The sequence below is a fragment of the Rahnella sp. Larv3_ips genome (genome assembly GCF_003697865.1).
Lineage (GTDB): Bacteria > Pseudomonadota > Gammaproteobacteria > Enterobacterales > Enterobacteriaceae > Rahnella > Rahnella rivi.
Genome location: NZ_MJIB01000003.1, coordinates 439,900 through 458,027, shown reverse-complemented (window position 1 = coordinate 458,027; position 18,128 = coordinate 439,900). Strand labels below are relative to the sequence as shown.

Annotated in this window: 16 protein-coding genes; 8 read left to right on the top strand and 8 right to left on the bottom strand. The window is 55.9% G+C overall.

Annotated elements, in window-relative coordinates:
- The 3 genes from ED901_RS02130 to ED901_RS02120 all read left to right on the top strand — a co-directional run bounded on the left by ED901_RS02130 (position 1) and on the right by ED901_RS02120 (position 3,426).
- Positions 1–834: a glycerophosphodiester phosphodiesterase family protein gene (locus ED901_RS02130; RefSeq protein ID WP_122094505.1), complete on the top strand. Its 834-nt coding sequence runs from the start codon at positions 1–3 to the stop codon at positions 832–834.
- On the top strand, positions 831–1,628 hold the full coding sequence (locus ED901_RS02125) for an inositol monophosphatase family protein (protein WP_122094503.1): 798 nt from the start codon (positions 831–833) through the stop codon (positions 1,626–1,628). Before ED901_RS02130 ends, ED901_RS02125 begins: the two co-directional genes overlap by 4 nt.
- A gap of 235 nt (positions 1,629–1,863) precedes the next feature.
- Entirely contained in the window at positions 1,864–3,426 is a 1,563-nt protein-coding gene (locus ED901_RS02120; protein WP_122094501.1) for a methyl-accepting chemotaxis protein, read from the top strand.
- 12 nt (positions 3,427–3,438) lie between these two features.
- Here the strand turns inward: ED901_RS02120 and ED901_RS02115 are convergent, their stop codons facing one another.
- The gene (locus ED901_RS02115; RefSeq protein ID WP_122094499.1) at positions 3,439–5,532 is read right to left on the bottom strand and encodes a bifunctional diguanylate cyclase/phosphodiesterase; all 2,094 of its coding nucleotides are present in this window, start codon (positions 5,530–5,532) and stop codon (positions 3,439–3,441) included.
- 269 nt (positions 5,533–5,801) lie between these two features.
- Here ED901_RS02115 and ED901_RS02110 point away from each other — a divergent pair, with 269 nt between their 5' ends.
- The gene (locus ED901_RS02110) at positions 5,802–6,470 is read left to right on the top strand and encodes a glutathione S-transferase (protein WP_122094497.1); all 669 of its coding nucleotides are present in this window, start codon (positions 5,802–5,804) and stop codon (positions 6,468–6,470) included.
- A 382-nt stretch (positions 6,471–6,852) separates the two neighbouring features.
- Here the strand turns inward: ED901_RS02110 and ED901_RS25015 are convergent, their stop codons facing one another.
- Complete coding sequence (locus tag ED901_RS25015; protein WP_162997802.1) at positions 6,853–7,002, bottom strand: hypothetical protein; 150 nt, start codon at positions 7,000–7,002, stop codon at positions 6,853–6,855.
- Between the two features lie 14 nt (positions 7,003–7,016).
- Between ED901_RS25015 and ED901_RS02105 the strand changes: the two genes are divergently transcribed.
- Positions 7,017–8,384, top strand: coding sequence for an NCS2 family permease (locus ED901_RS02105; protein ID WP_056776138.1), 1,368 nt, complete (start codon positions 7,017–7,019; stop codon positions 8,382–8,384).
- A 313-nt stretch (positions 8,385–8,697) separates the two neighbouring features.
- Positions 8,698–10,347: a Na+/H+ antiporter gene (locus ED901_RS02100; protein ID WP_056776139.1), complete on the top strand. Its 1,650-nt coding sequence runs from the start codon at positions 8,698–8,700 to the stop codon at positions 10,345–10,347.
- A 72-nt stretch (positions 10,348–10,419) separates the two neighbouring features.
- Here the strand turns inward: ED901_RS02100 and ED901_RS02095 are convergent, their stop codons facing one another.
- Positions 10,420–11,298 (bottom strand): LysR family transcriptional regulator, encoded by an 879-nt coding sequence (locus ED901_RS02095; RefSeq protein WP_122094612.1) that lies wholly within the window; start codon positions 11,296–11,298, stop codon positions 10,420–10,422.
- Positions 11,299–11,411: 113 nt separating this feature from the next.
- On the opposite strand from ED901_RS02095, the gene ED901_RS02090 reads away from it, so the two are divergent.
- Positions 11,412–11,834 carry a CidA/LrgA family protein gene (locus ED901_RS02090; RefSeq protein WP_056777182.1) on the top strand — a complete coding sequence of 141 codons (423 nt, stop codon included), beginning with the start codon at positions 11,412–11,414 and terminating at the stop codon, positions 11,832–11,834.
- On the top strand, positions 11,827–12,516 hold the full coding sequence (locus tag ED901_RS02085) for an LrgB family protein (protein ID WP_122094496.1): 690 nt from the start codon (positions 11,827–11,829) through the stop codon (positions 12,514–12,516). Before ED901_RS02090 ends, ED901_RS02085 begins: the two co-directional genes overlap by 8 nt.
- A 731-nt stretch (positions 12,517–13,247) precedes the next feature.
- Here ED901_RS02085 and ED901_RS02080 read toward each other — a convergent pair.
- From ED901_RS02080 to ED901_RS02060, 5 genes are all read right to left on the bottom strand, one after another.
- Positions 13,248–14,009 carry an amino acid ABC transporter ATP-binding protein gene (locus ED901_RS02080; RefSeq protein WP_056776143.1) on the bottom strand — a complete coding sequence of 254 codons (762 nt, stop codon included), beginning with the start codon at positions 14,007–14,009 and terminating at the stop codon, positions 13,248–13,250.
- Between the two features lie 8 nt (positions 14,010–14,017).
- The gene (locus ED901_RS02075) at positions 14,018–15,127 is read right to left on the bottom strand and encodes an amino acid ABC transporter permease (protein WP_371414273.1); all 1,110 of its coding nucleotides are present in this window, start codon (positions 15,125–15,127) and stop codon (positions 14,018–14,020) included.
- A gap of 9 nt (positions 15,128–15,136) precedes the next feature.
- Positions 15,137–16,315 (bottom strand): amino acid ABC transporter permease, encoded by a 1,179-nt coding sequence (locus tag ED901_RS02070; protein ID WP_056776147.1) that lies wholly within the window; start codon positions 16,313–16,315, stop codon positions 15,137–15,139.
- A gap of 110 nt (positions 16,316–16,425) precedes the next feature.
- Complete coding sequence (locus tag ED901_RS02065) at positions 16,426–17,451, bottom strand: amino acid ABC transporter substrate-binding protein (RefSeq protein WP_056776148.1); 1,026 nt, start codon at positions 17,449–17,451, stop codon at positions 16,426–16,428.
- A 443-nt stretch (positions 17,452–17,894) separates the two neighbouring features.
- Entirely contained in the window at positions 17,895–18,080 is a 186-nt protein-coding gene (locus ED901_RS02060) for a hypothetical protein (RefSeq protein ID WP_056776150.1), read from the bottom strand.
- Positions 18,081–18,128: the final 48 nt, after the last annotated feature.

Sequence of the window (18,128 nt, the reverse complement as noted above, 5' to 3'; positions counted from 1 at the left end):
ATGAAAGCGTTAACCCGATCTTTGATTTCTCCGGAGAACCCGGATGTACTGGTTATTGCCCACCGTGGCGTATGGCAAACTACCCCCGAAAATTCACTTGCTGCGCTGCATGAGGCGATTCATCAGGGCGCAGATATTATCGAGATTGACGCGCAAACCACCGCCGATTCGCAGGTGGTGGTGATCCACGATGCGCATCTTGACCGTACCTGTGATTATCAGGGCGAGGTGGCGACCATGTCGCTGGCAGCCGTTCGCCGCGCGAGGCTGAAGGCCGCTGACGGACGCGAAGGCATGGTGCTCACCAGCGAACGCGTTCCTTTGCTGGAAGAGTTACTCGAAGAAGCCCGCGGGCGCATCGTGGTGAATGTGGACATCAAGTATGCGCGGGATTTCGACCGCATCGTGGCGCTGATCCTCAGCATGAACATGGCCGACGGCGTGCTGCTTAAAAGCAAAATCGATCTGAAAACCCAGCGTTTTCCGCTGAAAGTGACCGATGCGCGTATCCCTTATATGCCGATCATGCACGCCCGTCCGGGCAAGTTTTCGGACGATTTGCGCAAAATCGCGCAGTTCGGTGCGCAGATGATTGAACTGAACTTTACCGATCTGGCCGACGTGATCGCCGCCCGTGAGCAACTTAAACGCCTCGGCGTCCGGTTGTGGGTCAATACGCTGGATGTCTCCCATTCGCTGGATTACTGTGACAGCCGCGCTGCGGTGGATCCCGACGGTGTATGGGGTGTGCTGGTGGATGCCGGCGTCCGGGCGTTTCAGACCGACCATGTCGGGCAACTGGTGCGCTGGCTTAAAAACAGAGGTAACCAATGACGATCACGCTTTCCGCCAAACTGGCGATTGCCAGCTCTATTGCCGCTCAGGCTGCCGAACTGGCGCTGGGTTTTTTCAACCGTCGCGACAGCATTGAAGTCAGCAGCAAGCGCCCGCAGGATTTCGTTTCAGAAGCCGATGTGGCAGTGGAGCAGTTTATCCGTGCGCAGCTGGCACAGCATTTTCCGCAGGATGCGATCATCGGTGAAGAGATGGGTGGCGTGCTGACGGACGCCGCCTGCTGGGTGATTGACCCTATCGACGGCACGTCGAATTTCCTGCGCGGTTCGCCGCTGTGGGGCGTCTCGCTCGGGCTGGTGGAAAACAAAAAACCGACCCTCGGCGTGATTGCGCTGCCGGTGCTCAACGATCTGTTTGCCGCAGAATCGGGTAAAGGTCTGTTCCTTAACGGCAAGCGCTTTCAACGTGACGACCGCTTTGGGGATGTGCAGATTGTGTCGCTCGGCGACAGCTCCGATGACAAGCTGGATGAAGCCTCGGCGTTTTATCGCGGCCTGCGGGCCGCTGAGTGGTCAGTACATTGTTACCGCTGTACCACGATCGGCATGGTGTTCGCCGCCAAAGGCATTATCGACGGGCACCTGCAACGTCGCACCACGCTGTGGGATATCGCGGGAGGCGTTGTGCTGTGTCAGGAAGCCGGGCTGGATACCGTTGTCCATTTCGCCGGTACGGCCGGAAATGAAAACTACCGGCACATGTCGGTCGCCACCGGCACGCCGTCACTGATGGCCGCCGTTGAGCCGCTGTGGCCGGATTTTGCGCCACGTTAACGCCTCCTTGCCCACCAACTCGCTGCTCCCGGCCATTTCGGGAGCCTGGCGGGAAATGCGGGCGGCATCCTGTTTTTTCCTGCCTGAAGTAACATCCTGAATTCTTCAGGTAACCCTCTGATTACACGATAAAGAACAGCATTTAACAAAATGAAATATTGTTTCATTTCACCATAAAGTTCCTCAGGGTTATGCCGTTATCTCTGACTCCTGTCACTCACTTTGCTGTGTCCTGATGAATAAATTAACCCAACTTTCCGTGCTTGCCCGCCTGATGGGGGCGTTTGCCCTTGTTCTTTCCCTGATGCTGATTTTGGCCGCGACCTCTGCCTGGCAGCTGAAAAATATTAATCAGCAGATTGAAGATTACCGTGCGTACCGGCTGCCGGGCGTTCAGTACCCGCTGGTGATGCGCGGCACGCTGGCCGAGCTGCGTCTGCAACAAGTGCAATACATCGCTTCACCGCAGGGCGCGCCGCGCGACGGTCACCGGGTGGAAATCATGCAGGCGGTGGCTAACTTTAAAGCCGCGGAACATGCCTATCAGAATCTGAACAGCGGCGGCAGCCAGTCGGCGCTGTTTAAGCAAATCGTCGATAACTTTCAGCGCTTTTCGCTGGCGAACGATCAGGTCATTGAAGCGATGGATCGCAATGATGTGGCGCAGGCCACGCAAATCAGCGGCGATAACTCACGAAAATACCGCACACAGCTGATGGCCGATCTCGCCACGCTGGTTAAAGACGAAGTCAGCAACAGTGAGCACGCGGCGGCACAGGCGCGCAGCCATTACCACTCTGCCAGCGTGCTGTTCCTGGTGCTGGTGGTGTTTGCGCTGCTGCTGTCCGTGGCGATGGCGCTCTTGCTGGCGCGAAATCTCAACCGGCAGCTGGGCGGCGAACCGGCGTACGCGGCGGCGATCATGCAGGAGATTGCGGCGGGAAATCTGTCGACGGAGATCGTCCTGCGGCCCGGCGACAGCGGCAGTTTACTGGCGTCGCTGAGCCGCATGAATCAGCAACTGAACCAGACAATCCATCAGATCATGAACGGCAGCGAGTCCATCAATCATGCCGCCAGCGAGATTGCGCAGGGCAACATTGATTTATCGCAGCGAACCGAAGAGCAGGCGGCCTCACTGGTGCAGACCAGCGCCAACATGCAAAACCTGACCACCACCGTCAGCCAGAATGCGGAGAACGCCCGCGAGGCCAGCCAGCTGGCACACGCGACGTCAGAAACCGCCTCGCAGGGCGGGTCGATCGTCAGCGGCATGCAACTGCACATGCGGGATGTTTCCGGCAGTTCAAAAGAAATCATCAATATTATCAGCGTGATAGAAGGTATTGCCTTCCAGACCAATCTCCTCGCGCTGAATGCGGCGGTAGAAGCGGCACGCGCCGGCACACAGGGCAAAGGTTTTGCGGTGGTGGCCAGCGAAGTGCGCGTTCTGGCGCAGAAAAGCGGGCAGGCGGCGAAAGAAATTAAAAATCTGATCCACGGCACCGTCTCTAAAATTGCCGAAGGTTCGCAGCAGGCTGACCGCGCGAGTCAGGCGATGAACGACATCGTGAATTCAGTGAATAAGGTGGCGGGAATTGTCAGTGAAATTTCGACTGCCAGCACCGAGCAGCATACCGGCATTCATGAGGTGGGCATTGCGGTGGATCAGATGGACCGGGTGACGCAGCAAAACGCCGCGCTGGTGGAGCAGGCCGCCGCGGCGGCGCAATCGCTGACGGAGCAGAGTGTCGAGTTGCGCAATGCCGTGCGGTTCTTCCGCACGGCTGCGGTCTGATGTCAGCCGCTGTCAGGGCTGTTGCGTGATGGTGAGCTGAGGTTCCCAGGCCGAATCCGGGTGCCGGGCGATTTGCTCCGGGGTCATTGGCCGCCCGAGCAGATAGCCCTGCAAGGTGTCACACCCCAGCTGGGTGAGGAAATCCTGTTGCTGGGTGGTTTCCACGCCTTCGGCCACCACCTTCAGATTCAGCGTCTGGCCGAGGGCAATAATGGCAGACACGATGCTGGCATCTTCGCTTCCGGCGATCAGATCGTTGATAAATGCGCCGTCGATTTTCAGCTCGCTGGCGGGTAAACGCTTGAGATAGAGCAGGCTGGAGTAGCCGGTGCCGAAATCATCAATCGAGGCTTTGACACCGTATTTTGTCAGACGCTCGAGTATCGCCACGCTGACGTCCGGGTTGCGCATCGCGGTGGTTTCGGTGACTTCCAGCGTCAGCATTTCCGGCGGAATGTGGTGGCGTTCAACGGTATCGATGACCATTTCCACCAGATTCGCCTGCTCGAATTGCAGCGCGGAAAGGTTTACCGCCACCGTCCAGGTGGTGTGCCCGGCGATGTGCCATTCACGTAACTGGCGGCAGGCTTCATTCAACACCCATTCGCCGATAGGAATGATCAGACCGGTTTTCTCCGCCAGTGGCAGGAACACGTCCGGGCTGAGGGTTTTACCTTCGCGCTCCCAGCGCAGCAGGGCTTCAAAGCCGCTGACCGGCCCGTAAGGCGCGATAAATTTCGGCTGATAATGCAGACGTAATTCGTGATGCTCGATCGCCAGACGCAAATCGTTAAGCATCTGCAACTGATTTTGCGCATTGGCGTTCATTGAAGGCTGGAAGAAACTGTGGCCGTTGCGGCCGGAGTTTTTGGTGTGATACATCGCCGCATCGGCGTTAAGCATCAGTTCGCGTTCGTTCTCGCCGTCGCCAGGATACACGGCAATACCAATACTGGCGGATACCAGCAGTTCGTAACGCGAAACGTGGAACGGGCGGGCAATCAGGTGCACCAGTTTATCCGCCAGCTGTGAGGCATCGGTCGGCTCGGTGATTTCTGTCAGCAGGACAAACTCATCGCCGCCCAGCCGTGCCAGCGTATCCGACGCGCGTAAATGCGACAGCAGCCGCTCGGTCACCGACACCAGCAGCTGATCGCCAATGTGATGGCCAAAAGCGTCATTGACCGCCTTGAACCCGTCGAGATCGATAAACAACACCGCAAATTCGGATTCTCCCCGCGTGGCTTTCTGCACGGCCTGACCGAGACGATCTTCCAGCAGCAGACGGTTGGGCAACTTGGTCAGGTTGTCATGCAGGGCTAACTGGGTCAGCTCGCGATTGGCCTGCGCCAGGGAAGACGCGAGCACCGACGTGCGCGCCTGCATACGGCCATCGAGCACCGAGATAATCAGCGTAATCGCCAGGATCGCCAGCGTCACCACAATGACCAGCAGCGCCAGCCAGTTGTTATCCACGCCGCTGTTAGCGGCCATGCTGTGGCTCATCGGCGGGAACGTGGCGGCGGCCATGCCGGTGTAATGCATGCCGACAATGGCGGTGCCCATGATCACGGCGGCGCTGATGCGCAACAGACGCACGTTAGGCGACTGCTGACGTAAATGGAAGGCCATCCACAGCGCCGCACCCGACGCCACCACGGCCACCAGTACGGACACCATCACCCACGGCACGCTGTAGATAACAGGCGGCATCATGCGCATCGCGGCCATGCCGGTGTAATGCATCGCGGCAATCCCGCCGCCCATCAGCAGTGAACCGGCCAATAAACGCATCATCGGTAACTGCGGCAGGCACACCAGCCACAGCGCAAAGGCGGAGGAAATAATGGCGATAAGCATGGAGAGTAAGGTGATCAGCGGGTCATAACCCATTGATACCGTTGAGTTGAATGCCAGCATTCCGATGAAATGCATCGACCAGACGCCGATCCCCATGGCGATTGCGCCACCGGTTAACCAGAGACGGGAGGCCTTTCCCTGAGTGGTCGCGACCCGCCCGGCCATATCCAGCGCGGTATAAGAGGCAAGCATTGCAACAATGAATGAAAACATCACCAGCACATTGTTGTAATTACTGGAAAACATGTAAGGCTCCACACAAGCAGGGGTCAATGAGACGGGCTGTTTTTATATTCGGCGTTAATCGCATCACGAGTTATTAAAGGCGAATGAAGTCACGAAAATCTGTTTTCGCGTAATTAAGATTAATCTGTAAGTGGTTTTAATCAAATAAAAAAAACGCATGCAAAATTACACCTGATGAATGCAAGGTTTTTTTAAAGCGTGATAAACAGAGAACCAAAGTCTTGTCTATAGTTAACAAATAATTAAACGTCACGGGATGGAACAGATTCATGATTAAAGTACATCATTTAGATAATTCACGTTCACAGCGAATTTTGTGGATGCTTGAAGAAGTGAGCGTCCCTTATGAAATTCAGCGTTATCAGCGGGATAAATCGACCATGCTGGCGCCCGCGTCTTTGAAGAAAGTGCATCCTTTGGGAAAAGCGCCGGTGCTGGAAGATAACGGGCTGATCCTTGCCGAGTCCGGCGCCATCATTGAATACTTACAGGAAACCTATGACGCCGAAGGGGTGCTGAAGCCATCGGCTCTGGCCGAGCGTCAGCAGTACCGTTACTGGATGCATTACGCCGAAGGATCACTGATGCCGCTGCTGGTCATGAAACTGATTTTCGGGCGCTTAGGCAAACCGCCGATGCCGTGGTTGATCCGTCCGATTGCCGGTGCCATCGGGCAGGGCGTGCAGAAAAATTACATCGATAAACAGCTGACCACCCACATGGATTTCCTCGAGCAGCATCTGGCCGTCCACCCTTATTTCGCCGGTTATCAGTTCAGCGCGGCTGACATCCAGATGAGTTTCCCGGTAGAAGCCATTAATGCGCGCGCAGGGTTGGGAAAATATCCCCGTCTTAATGCCTGGTTATCCAATGTCACGGCGCGACCGGCTTATCAGAAAGCCCTGGAAAATGGAGGGCCATTCACCATAATGCGTTAAGTTTATTTCAGGCTGAGGTGTCTTTGTGCCGCGTTGTTTTTATTTTCCGGGCGTTCGTGCGTGACATATTTATGTGATGAACGCCTTTAAATAAATAACCCTTAATAACTGTCATGATATTTTATTTTCAACGTTTGCCCGCCCGTTCCTGATTTATCTCCTGTGTTTCAGTGCTGATTTTTATTTCTGACGCCGCCACGTTTTTCACCCGCCGTCCCCGCCTTTTTTGCGTTGCTGTCATCGCGTGCGCAACCGATATCGTTCAGCAAACCGCCATCGGGACAAATTTGCAGCAAATTCGCGTTTTTCTTGACCGGACAACGGTAAATTGTCGGCAAACAGAGTTGAAAAGAGGGTATAAGAGGCCGGATAATCGTTTGCGCTAAATTTTAGTCCCGCCATACGCGATGTGAGTTAAACGTTTGCCCTGCACACGTGACGCCGGTTTTGCCGGTATTTCGTGCATCAGGTAAGGAAGCGAACGTGAAGAAACGGTTTCATAATGACCACGCAGGCTAATCAGTAAAGACATCCAGAGGATTTTCCATGTCGAGTCAACAACCTCAAACGGGCCGCGCTGTTGCGCCAAAGGGCCCGCTTGATGCTTATTTCAAAATCAGTGCGCGTGGCAGCCATGTGCGTCAGGAAGTGATCGCCGGGTTAACGACGTTCCTGGCGATGGTGTATTCGGTGATTGTGGTGCCGTCAATGCTCGGCAAAGCGGGCTTCTCTCCGAGCGCGGTGTTTGTCGCGACCTGTCTGGTGGCCGGTTTCGGTTCCCTGCTGATGGGGCTGTGGGCAAATCTGCCGCTGGCGATTGGTTGCGCCATTTCTCTGACGGCGTTTACCGCGTTCAGTCTGGTACTTGGTCAGCATATCAGCGTACCGGTTGCGCTGGGTGCGGTGTTCCTGATGGGCGTGTTGTTCACGATTATCTCGGTCACCGGGATCCGTTCGTGGATTTTGCGCAACCTGCCCATGGGCGTTGCGCACGGTACCGGCATCGGCATTGGTTTATTCCTGCTGCTGATTGCGGCTAACGGTGTCGGTCTGGTGGTCAAAAACCCGCTGGACGGTTTGCCTGTTGCGCTCGGCGCGTTCACGTCGTTCCCGGTGGTGATGACGTTGCTCGGTCTGGCGGTGATTTTTGGTCTGGAGAAGCTGCGCGTTCCGGGCGGTATTCTTCTGGTGATTATCCTGATTTCCGTTATCGGTCTGATTTTCGATCCGGCAGTGAAATATCAGGGGCTGTTCGCGATGCCTTCTCTGGCGGGCGCGGATGGCAAATCTGTCATTTTCGATCTCGACATTATGGGCGCACTGAAAGCGGCGGTATTGCCAAGCGTTCTGGCGCTGGTGATGACGGCGGTGTTTGACGCCACCGGTACCATCCGTGCGGTGGCCGGTCAGGCGAATCTGCTGGATGAAAAAGGCCAGATCATCAGCGGCGGTAAAGCCCTGACGGCTGACTCCGTGAGCAGTATTTTTGCCTCGCTGGTCGGTGCATCGCCTGCGGCGGTGTATATCGAATCAGCAGCGGGTACGGCGGCAGGCGGTAAAACCGGCCTGACGGCCACGGTCGTCGGCGTGCTCTTCCTGCTGATGTTGTTCCTGTCTCCGCTTTCTTATCTGGTGCCGGCTTACGCCACCGCCCCTGCGCTGATGTATGTCGGTCTGCTGATGCTGAGCAACGTAAACAAACTGGATTTCAACGACTTCGTTGATGCCATGGCGGGGCTGCTGTGTGCGGTGTTTATCGTGCTGACCTGCAACATCGTCACCGGCATCATGCTCGGTTTCAGCTCGCTGGTGATTGGCCGTATTTTCTCCGGCGAATGGCGCAAACTGAACGCGGGCACGGTGATTATCGCCGTGGCGCTGGTGGTGTTTTATGCGGGCGGATGGGCGATTTGATGCCAGGCCGACCGGAAAATTTCGGTTTCTCACGTGCGGTAATCGCTTAACGCGCTGCGCCGAAACCGCCCAAAGGAGGAAAGTGCTTTTCCTCCTTTGGATCCCTCCTCGCTTTTTCAACAAGCGCTCCGCTCGCTGGATCTTAAATTCAGGGGCCGATTGTCTTTTATCTTTCCCGCGACCACGACCTGGGTTTAAAAACGGGTTTAAGCACGCTCTGATTTAAAAATACGTTTTTTTTGATCTACTATTCCCCCTGTATGTGTCAGACCCCGTCTGATTGAAATCATAAAAACAAGAGTCTAAGGAAAGCATGGAAATATTCTTTACCATTCTGATTTTGATTCTGGTGGTGTCGCTCTCCGGTGTCGTTACCAGAATGTTGCCGTTTCAGGTTCCTCTTCCATTAATGCAGATTGCCGTCGGTGCCTTGCTGGCCTGGCCGAATTTTGGTTTGCACGTGGATTTCGACCCCGAGCTGTTTCTCGTCCTCTTTATTCCACCCCTGCTTTTTGCCGATGGCTGGAAAACCCCGACCCGTGAATTCCTCCACCACGGGCGCGAAATACTTGGGCTGGCGCTGGTGCTGGTGTTACTCACCGTCGTCGGCATTGGCTACCTGATTTATATGATGGTGCCGGATATCCCGCTGGTCGCGGCGTTTGCGCTGGCTGCGGTGCTTTCCCCGACCGATGCCGTGGCGTTGGGCGGTATCGTCGGCAAGGGCCGTATTCCGAAGTCGATCATGAGCGTGCTGGAAGGTGAGGCGCTGATGAATGATGCGTCCGGTCTGGTGTCGTTGAAGTTCGCTATCGCCGTGGCGATGGGCACGATGATCTTTACCGTCGGCGGTGCCAGCGTTGAGTTCCTGAAAGTCGCCATTGGCGGCCTGATGGCCGGTGTCGCGGTCACCTGGCTGTACAGTAAATCACTGCGCATCATGAGCCGCTGGAGTGGTGATGATCCGGCGACGCAAATCGTTTTCCTGCTGTTGCTGCCGTTCGCCTCGTATCTGATCGCAGAACACATTGGTGTGTCAGGCATTCTGGCCGCCGTCGCCGCCGGTATGACCATCAGCCAGTCCGGGATTATCCGTAATGCGCCGCTGGCGATGCGTCTGCGCGCCAACAGCGTCTGGGCGATGCTTGAGTTTGTGTTCAACGGCATGGTGTTCATCATGCTGGGCCTGCAATTACCGGGCATTCTGGAAAATTCTATCGATCAGGCGACGCACGATCCGTCCATCGTGACCTGGCATCTGTTTGCTGACGTTGGGATTATCTATTTTGCGCTGCTGATCCTGCGTTTCGTCTGGCTGTGGGTGATGAAGAATTTCAGCAACCGTTTCCTGAAAAAGAAACCGCTGCTGTTTGGCAGCTACAGTACGCGTGAGCTGTGGGTGGCGTCGTTTGCCGGTGTGCGCGGGGCGATTACGCTGGCCGGTGTGCTGTCAATTCCGCTGTTCCTGGCCGATGGCTCGGCGTTCCCGTCGCGTTATCAGCTGGTGTTCCTGGCGACCGGCGTCATTCTGTTCTCGCTGATTGCGGGCGTGATTGCGTTGCCGTTCCTGCTGAAAGGCGTCGTGGTGGCCGATGGCTCGACCTACCGTGAAGAAGAGCGCATGGCGAAATCCATCGCAGCGGAAGTGGCGATCGAAAGTCTGCACAAGATGGAAGAACGTCTGGCGGCGGATACCGAAGAGAACATCGATGAACAGACGCTGAAGGAAATCAGTTCGCGGGTGATCGGGACATTGCGGCGAAGAACGGCCAACCGTGATGATATGGAAACCGCGCTGAAGCTGGAAAACCTTGAGCGTCGCTTCCGTCTGACCGCGCTGCGTGCTGAACGCGGTGAGCTTTATCATCTGCGCGCCACGCAGAAAATCAGTAATGAGACGCTGCAAAAACTGCTGCATGATCTCGATTTACTTGAGGCGCTTCTGGTCGAAAAAGAGGTGTAGTTTCGGTCAGAAATGAAAAAAACCGCGTGCGCTGAAAGGGGCACGCGGTTTTTTATTGCCTGCTATTTCCCGCTATTTCCAGTGATCGCGGCACAGCGTGATCCACGCCTGCGCGCTGTGAGAAAGATAGCTGCCGTCATGCCAGATGAGCCCCAGTTGCCACGGCATCAGGGGCGCCAGCGGCAGCCATATCAGCGCGTTTTTATCCAGCCGCTGGCAGATGGGTTCCGGCAGGATCGCCACGCCCATGCCGGTTTGTACCATTGCGGCCAGGAAATCCCATTGTCCGCTGCGGGCAGCAATTTTCGGGATGAAACCCTGCGCGGTGAAGGCGTCCATCAGCTGGCGGTACAGGGCAAAATCTTCGTTGTAAATCAGGATGCTTTCATCTGCCAGCTCACTGAGGGCAATATGGGTACGGTTCTCCCAGTGCGCCGTGCGCGGCACCACCACGCAGAGCGGATGGCTGAACAGCAGCAGTGAAGCGATGGAGGGCACGGCGTCGGCGGGCAGGGCGGTGAGCGCCAGATCCAGCTCACCGGAGATCACCGCCTGTTGCACCGTCAGGCCGCCGAACTCGGAGATGATCAGTTCAATGCCCGGATACTGCTGGCGGAAGGTGCCGATCAGCGGGGCGATTTGTGTGCCGACCATGGGCGGAATGCCCAGGCGCAAATGGCCGGATTTCAGCGAGTTAATGTCTTCGAGTTCCGCTTCCAGCTGACGGAATTCTTCGAGGATATTCAGCCCGCGCTGATACAACGCCTGGCCGCTGTCAGTCAGGCGTAAACGCCGTCCTTCGCGGACAATCAGCGTGCATTCCAGCTCTTCCTCCAGATGACGCAACATTTTGCTGATGGTCGGCTGGGTGACGAACAGCTTCTCTGCCGCGCGGGTGAAGCTCTGCTGGCGAACCACTTCGACGAAATAACGTAGCGTACGGACGTCCATCATTGAGTATTCCGGTTTGGAATCATTTTTATGATTTTAATTCATTTCTTTACCGGTTTCCTGCCAGCGTATACTTCATTTCTTCCCTTTTTTCGCCTTCCGAGGTCTTTCCCATGTTGCTGGCGTTGCGCACTAAAGCGCCGTCCCTGCTGACCCGCTGTCAAATCCCCGTTCAGGTGGTGTTGTACGCGGTGTTATTTGTGATCGCCGATCGTCTCGTTACCGCGCTGCACCTGCCGCTGCCCGCCAATATTGTCGGGATGCTGATGCTTTTATTGCTGATTATGTTTCGCGTATTGCCCCTGAACTGGGTGAAAGCCGGTTCCCGCTGGCTGCTGGCGGAGATGCTGCTGTTTTTCGTGCCCGCCGTGGTGGCGGTGGTGAACTACGCGCAGCTGCTGATGATCGAAGGCTGGAAAATCTTTCTGGTGATTGGTGTCAGCACGGTACTGACGCTTGCCGCAACGGCATTAGTGGTAGACCGGGTTTACCGGCTGGAACAACGTCTGGCGGCGAGGAAGGCACCCCGTGACTGATCTGCTCATCAGCATAATCTGTTTTGTCATCACGCTCGGGCTGTATTACGCCAACAAAAAACTCTATCGCCAGCGCCGCACGTTGCTGCTGATGCCGCTGGTGTTCACGCCGATTGTGCTGGTGGTTCTGCTGGTTATCACGCACACGTCGTATCAGGATTACATCGGCGAAACCCACTGGCTGCTGTGGCTGCTCGGGCCTTCGACCATCGCGTTTGCGGTGCCGGTTTACGAGAATATGGAGGTGATCCGCCGCCACTGGATGTCGCTGAGCGCGGGCGTGCTGACGGCTATCGTCGTCGCCGTCAGCAGTTCCGTCTGGCTGGCGCGGATGCTGACATTGCCGGAAGAGATCCAGCGCAGTCTGGCGGTACGTTCCATCACCACGCCGTTCGCGCTGGCGGCGGCGAAGCAAATGGGCGGTCAGCCGGATCTGGTGGCGCTGTTTGTGGTGATCACCGGCGTATTTGGTATGGCAGTGGGCGATATGTTGTTTTTGCGTCTGGCGGTGAAAAGCGGTCTGGCGAAAGGTGCCGGGTTTGGCGCGGCTTCCCACGGTGCCGGTACGGCCAGAGCGTATGAGCTGGGTGCCGAAGAGGGCGTTGTGGCGAGTCTGGTGATGATGCTGGCGGGTGTGGTGACGGTGGTGATGGCGCCGGTGATTGGGGGAGTGATGTGGTGATGATCTTTTGAAAAAGATCTGAAACTTTCAGTCTAAGGTCAAAACCTTGGGTTGCCACCCAAACTGGCCTTAAGAGGCGCCTGTCGCCGCGCCTCTTAAGAATCTCCGGCTCTTAAACTGCGCGCTCCGCTCGCAAGCTATGTTTCAGGTACCGCAGCGATAGCCGCAAAACCTTGGGTTGCCACCCAAACTGGCCTTAAGAGGCGCCTATCGCCGCGCCTCTTAAGAATCTCCGGCTCTTTAACTGCGCGCTCCGCTCGCGGGCTATGTTTCAGCTGCCCCGGCGATAGCCGCAAAATCCCGCCGCTGCGCGGTGCCCTCCCGTCGGGTTACAACCCGCGCAAAAACACGCGCGGTTTTCCACCTCTCCCTCCGGCGTGATTTTTGAAAGCGGCTTCAGACCCATACTTCGCAACCTCGCTCTGTTCTTTTAAAAAATCCTGAGGGCGATTCAGACATCTTGCTGAACGGAGCGGCTTCGAGACGTATGGCTCGAAGACCGAGAGAAGGGACCGCGCAGCGGCAAGATGTCCAGCCTGTCGCAGCGGTTTCTGAAACATAGCCTGAGAGCGATAGCGCGTGTTGAAAAAGCGAGGGGAAATCCAAAAGGGGAAAAGCACTTTCCCCTTTTGGGCGGTTTCGGCGCAGTGCGATAAGTGATCACCGCCATTGAGAAACCGAAACTTTTACAATCCTGTTGTTAAACGGCGCGCGTAAACACCGCCCAGTGTTTAATGAATCACCTGTGACAGAAACTCTCTTGTCCTCGCCGATTTCGGATTCGCAAAGAACTCCAGCGGCGGGGCTTCTTCCACGATCTCTCCGCGATCCATAAAGATCACCCGGTCCGCCACGGTGCGGGCAAAGCCCATTTCATGTGTCACACACAACATGGTCATCCCTTCTTCCGCCAGCCCGATCATGGTGTCTAACACTTCTTTCACCATTTCCGGATCCAGCGCGGAGGTCGGTTCGTCGAAGAGCATGATTTTTGGCTTCATGCACAGCGAACGGGCGATGGCCACACGCTGTTGCTGTCCGCCGGAAAGCTGCCCCGGAAATTTGTTGGCGTGCTCGGCGATACGCACCCGTTTGAGGTAATGCATCGCCAGCTCTTCCGCTTCTTTCTTCGGCATCTTGCGCACCCAGCATGGCGCCAGGGTGCAGTTTTGCAACACGGTCAGATGCGGGAACAGATTAAAATGCTGGAACACCATGCCGACTTCGGTGCGCACCCGTTCGATGTTACGCAAATCATCGTTCAGCTCGGTGCCGTCCACCACAATGCGCCCTTGCTGATGCTCTTCCAGATGGTTGATGCAACGGATGGTGGTCGATTTCCCGGAACCGGAAGGGCCGCACAGCACGATGCGTTCGCGCGGTTTGACGCTCAGATTAATGTCTTTCAAAACGTGGAACTGTCCGTACCACTTATTCACGTTTTCCAGCGTGATCATCATATTTTGTTGTTCAGTGACGTGATGGTCGCTCATGGTTTACCTCAGTGTGCGGAACGTCCGGTGTGAAAGCGTTTTTCCAGATGCTGGCTATAACGCGACATGCTAAAACAGAAAATCCAGTAAACGGCGGCGGCGAAGACGTAGCCTTCGGTCGACATGCCGAGCCACTCGGGATCGACGGTGGCTTGCTGTACGCTGCTGAACAAATCAAACAGGCCGATGATGATCACCAGACTGGTGTCTTTAAACAGCGCGATGATGGTGTTGACCAGACCCGGTATCACCATTTTCAACGCCTGCGGCAGAATGACTAATCCCTGCGTTCTCCAGTAGCCGAGCGCCAGCGATTCCGCGGCTTCGGTCTGGCCTTTCGGCAGCGCCTGCAGGCCACCGCGCACCACTTCCGCCACATACGCCGACTGAAACAGCACCACACCCACCAGCGCACGCACCAGTTTGTCGATACTCGTCCCTTCGGTCATAAACAGCGGCAGCATCACCGAGGACATAAACAGCACGGTGATAAGCGGCACGCCGCGCCAGAATTCGATGAAGATGACCGAGAGGATCCGCACGACAGGCAGACGCGAACGTCGCGCCAGCGCCAGCAAAATGCCCAGCGGTAATGCCCCGGCAATGCCCACTGCGGCGATGATAAGCGTCAGCGTCAGGCCGCCCCACTGGCGGGTTTCAACGCGGGTCAGGCCAAAGAATCCGCCGTACAGCATGAACCAGGTGAAGATCGGGAACAGCACCATCCACACTGCGATGTAACGCCCGCGGCGTGGTGTGGCTTTGAAGAAGATCGGTGCCAGCGTCAGCAACCCGACAATCAGCGTGAGGTTAATGCGCCAGCGCTGATCAAACGGATACAGGCCATACATAAACTGGCCGAAACGGGCATGGATAAACACCCAGCAGGCACCGGCTTTGGTGCAGTCTGTGCGCGCCGTGCCAACCCAGTTGGCCTGGAAAATAACCCAGTTCAACATCGGAGGGATCACCAGCCACATCAGCCATAAACAAAACAGCGTCAGCAGGCTGTTAAACCAGCTGGAGAACAGATTTTTACGCGCCCACAGCACGGCCGTTCCGACTGGCGTACCGGGCTTCACGGCTCTGACTCCCGGAGGAAGTGTTGTCATCGTCATGGTTTTCCCTTAACGCTCGACCAGCGCGATGCGCCGGTTGTAAATGTTCATCAAAAACGAGATCAGCAGGCTGATGATCAGGTAAACCGACATGGTGATGGCAATGGTTTCAATCGCCTGACCGGTCTGGTTCAGCACGGTACCTGCGAACAGCGACACCATATCCGGGTAGCCAATCGCGGCGGCCAGAGAGGAGTTTTTGACGATATTCAGATACTGGCTGGTCAGCGGCGGAATAATCACCCGCATCGCCTGCGGTAAAATTACCTGACGCAGGGTAACCGGATTCGGCAGCCCGAGTGAGCGCGCTGCCTCATGCTGGCCGTGCGAAACCGACTGAATCCCGGAGCGGATCACTTCGGCGATAAACGTGGAGGTGTACACCGACAGCGCCAGCGTTAACGCCGCCAGTTCCGGGATCAGCACCATGCCGCCCCGGAAGTTGAACCCGCGCAGTGCAGGCACATCCCAGTGAACGGCAGGCCCGAAAATCAGGTGCGCCAGCGCAGGGAAAACCACCAGCATCAGGATTGCCCACGGCCAGATACGCCAGACGCGCCCGGTGTGGATCTGCCGAAAATGGTTGTAACGCCTGAGGGCAAAAATTCCGAACACCGCCAGCAGCAGGGCGATAAAACCGGCCAGACTGCCCGGCGATAACTCCGGTGACGGCAGGTACAAACCACGGTTGCTGACGAATGCCAGATCAAATGCGTTGAGGCTTTGACGCGGGCCAGGCAGGTTACGCAGGACGGCGAAGTACCAGAAGAAGATTTGCAGCAGGGGAGGAATGTTACGGAATATCTCGATGTAGACCGTCGAGACTTTACGGATCAGCCAGTTATCAGAGAGACGGCCTAATCCGATAATAAACCCGATAATCGATGCGAACACGATACACAGCGCAGAAACCAGCAGGGTGTTGAGCAGGCCGATAACGAAAACGCGGGCGTAGGTGTCGCCTTCCTGGTAGTCAATAAGATGCTGAACAATGCCGAAACCGGCACCTTTTTCAAGAAATGCAAATCCCGAGGTGATCCCTCGTGTAGTCAGATTGGTAATGGTGTTGTGGAGCAGGTAACCGAGACAGGCTACCAGCAACACCACCGCGAAAATTTGGTAAATCCAGGCTCGTACGGCTGGATTGGTCAGCGAGAACGAACCTTTTCCGGTTGGGCGTTGCGACATAGTGGATGGCCTTTAGCAATCTATCACCGGGAAGTGATGCACCGGGGAACGGCCGGTGCATCAACATCCTTAAGCACTTTATTATTCAAACACGTTGGTGATGAAGGGTATTAACGGACCGGTGGTGCGTACTGGATGCCGCCTTTATTCCACAATGCGTTCTGACCACGTTTGATTTTCAGCTCACTGCCCTGACCGACGTTGCGTTCAAAGCTTTCGCCGTAGTTACCGACTTGTTTGACGATTTTGACGACCCAGTCGTTAGGCACTTTCAGATCTGCACCGTAAGTCCCGGTTTTACCGAGCAGGTTGCTCATGTCCGGCGTGGTCGGGTTAGCGGCCAGCTGCTCAACGTTGGCAGATGTCACGCCCATCTCTTCGGCATTCAGCATGGCGAACAGGGACCAGCGCACCACGGCCAGCCAGTCTTCATCACCACGGCGAACAACCGGGCCCAGAGGTTCTTTAGAAATCACTTCCGGCAGCACGATGAACTCATCCGGTTTACCCAGTTTGATGCGCAGTGCGTAGAGCTGAGACTGGTCAGAGGCCAGGGTGTCGCAGCGGCCTGAGTCCAGCGCTTTGGCACTTTCATCAGAGCGGTCGAAGGTGACCGGGGTGTAAGTCATTTTGTTGGCTTTGAAGTAGTCAGCCACGTTCAGCTCAGTATCGGTACCGGCTTGCAGACATACCGTCGCGCCATCGAGTTCTTTCGCGCTTTTCAGGCCCGCTTTCTGATGTGTCAGGAAGCCGATGCCGTCGTAGTAGTTGACGCCCGCGAAGATCATCCCCATGCCCGCGTCGCGGGAAGAGGTCCAGGTGGTGTTACGGGACAAGATATCCACTTCGCCAGATTGCAGGGCGGTAAAACGCTCTTTCGCGGTCAGCGGGGTGTATTTCACTTTCTCAGCATCGCCAAACACGGCAGCGGCCACTGCGCGGCAGACGTCAACGTCAAGACCGGTGAATTTGCCTTTGGAATCCGCGTAGGAGAAACCCGGCAAACCATCACTGATGCCGCATTGAACAAAACCTTTCTTTTTGACGGCATCCAGAGTGGTACCTGCATGAGCCTGACCAGCCAGTGTCACGAAGCTTGCTGCGGCAATCAGCGTAGAGAGCAATATTTTTTTCATTAAGCGTCCTGTGAGACAAAACTGAGAATTATTATTGTGTGAGTGCCTGAGCACCCTGTCTGTTTTGGGGCGTCGCCCTCTGCTCCTGTCATTGCAAAGGGAGTGCCAACATCGAAAAAACGTCCAACAATCTAGTCACAGTAGGGAAATGCTCAGTAACATTGATGGGCGTTATGAAATGTATTGCCCTGTTTCAGTGCGCGGTCAATGTGACTGCCGTAAAACAGTGCGGATAATTTCAATACTGGAGTGGAGAGCACAGAATGCTAACCCGCTTTGTTTCGTTTCCGGAGGAAAGAGAACAGGCAGATGTCGGCAGAGTGGATTTCGCGCAGGGGATTGATCAAGGCGGGGAAGTGTTGTGACAGTTGGCAGTTTAGCCACTGCATCACGCGGCAATAAAAAACCCGCACGAAGCGGGTTTTGCAGGCAAACCGGACAGGTTATTCAGGCTGGTTTTTGCTGCCCGCAATCAGTTTACGCGCGGCAGCGATCTGGTCGTTGTCCGGTGTTTTAGGTTTGGCTTTGTTGAGCGCGGTACTGAGGCTGGAGCGCCCCCAGAGATCAAAACTGTCGTCATCTTTGAGGTGATCAAAGATGGAAGGGGCTGCGTCTGGTTTTTTCGCCATGAGGAATACCGCTCTCTTATTGGATGTTGTTCAGTTCAGTCGTCAATG

Coding starts and splice junctions, on each gene's coding strand:
- ED901_RS02130 (WP_122094505.1), top strand. CDS start 1: ATGAAAGCGTTAACCCGATCTTTGATTTCTCCGGAGAACCCGGATGTA.
- ED901_RS02125 (WP_122094503.1), top strand. CDS start 831: ATGACGATCACGCTTTCCGCCAAACTGGCGATTGCCAGCTCTATTGCC.
- ED901_RS02120 (WP_122094501.1), top strand. CDS start 1,864: ATGAATAAATTAACCCAACTTTCCGTGCTTGCCCGCCTGATGGGGGCG.
- ED901_RS02115 (WP_122094499.1), bottom strand. CDS start 5,532: ATGTTTTCCAGTAATTACAACAATGTGCTGGTGATGTTTTCATTCATT.
- ED901_RS02110 (WP_122094497.1), top strand. CDS start 5,802: ATGATTAAAGTACATCATTTAGATAATTCACGTTCACAGCGAATTTTG.
- ED901_RS25015 (WP_162997802.1), bottom strand. CDS start 7,002: ATGTCTTTACTGATTAGCCTGCGTGGTCATTATGAAACCGTTTCTTCA.
- ED901_RS02105 (WP_056776138.1), top strand. CDS start 7,017: ATGTCGAGTCAACAACCTCAAACGGGCCGCGCTGTTGCGCCAAAGGGC.
- ED901_RS02100 (WP_056776139.1), top strand. CDS start 8,698: ATGGAAATATTCTTTACCATTCTGATTTTGATTCTGGTGGTGTCGCTC.
- ED901_RS02095 (WP_122094612.1), bottom strand. CDS start 11,298: ATGGACGTCCGTACGCTACGTTATTTCGTCGAAGTGGTTCGCCAGCAG.
- ED901_RS02090 (WP_056777182.1), top strand. CDS start 11,412: ATGTTGCTGGCGTTGCGCACTAAAGCGCCGTCCCTGCTGACCCGCTGT.
- ED901_RS02080 (WP_056776143.1), bottom strand. CDS start 14,009: ATGAGCGACCATCACGTCACTGAACAACAAAATATGATGATCACGCTG.
- ED901_RS02075 (WP_371414273.1), bottom strand. CDS start 15,127: ATGACGATGACAACACTTCCTCCGGGAGTCAGAGCCGTGAAGCCCGGT.
- ED901_RS02070 (WP_056776147.1), bottom strand. CDS start 16,315: ATGTCGCAACGCCCAACCGGAAAAGGTTCGTTCTCGCTGACCAATCCA.
- ED901_RS02065 (WP_056776148.1), bottom strand. CDS start 17,451: ATGAAAAAAATATTGCTCTCTACGCTGATTGCCGCAGCAAGCTTCGTG.
- ED901_RS02060 (WP_056776150.1), bottom strand. CDS start 18,080: ATGGCGAAAAAACCAGACGCAGCCCCTTCCATCTTTGATCACCTCAAA.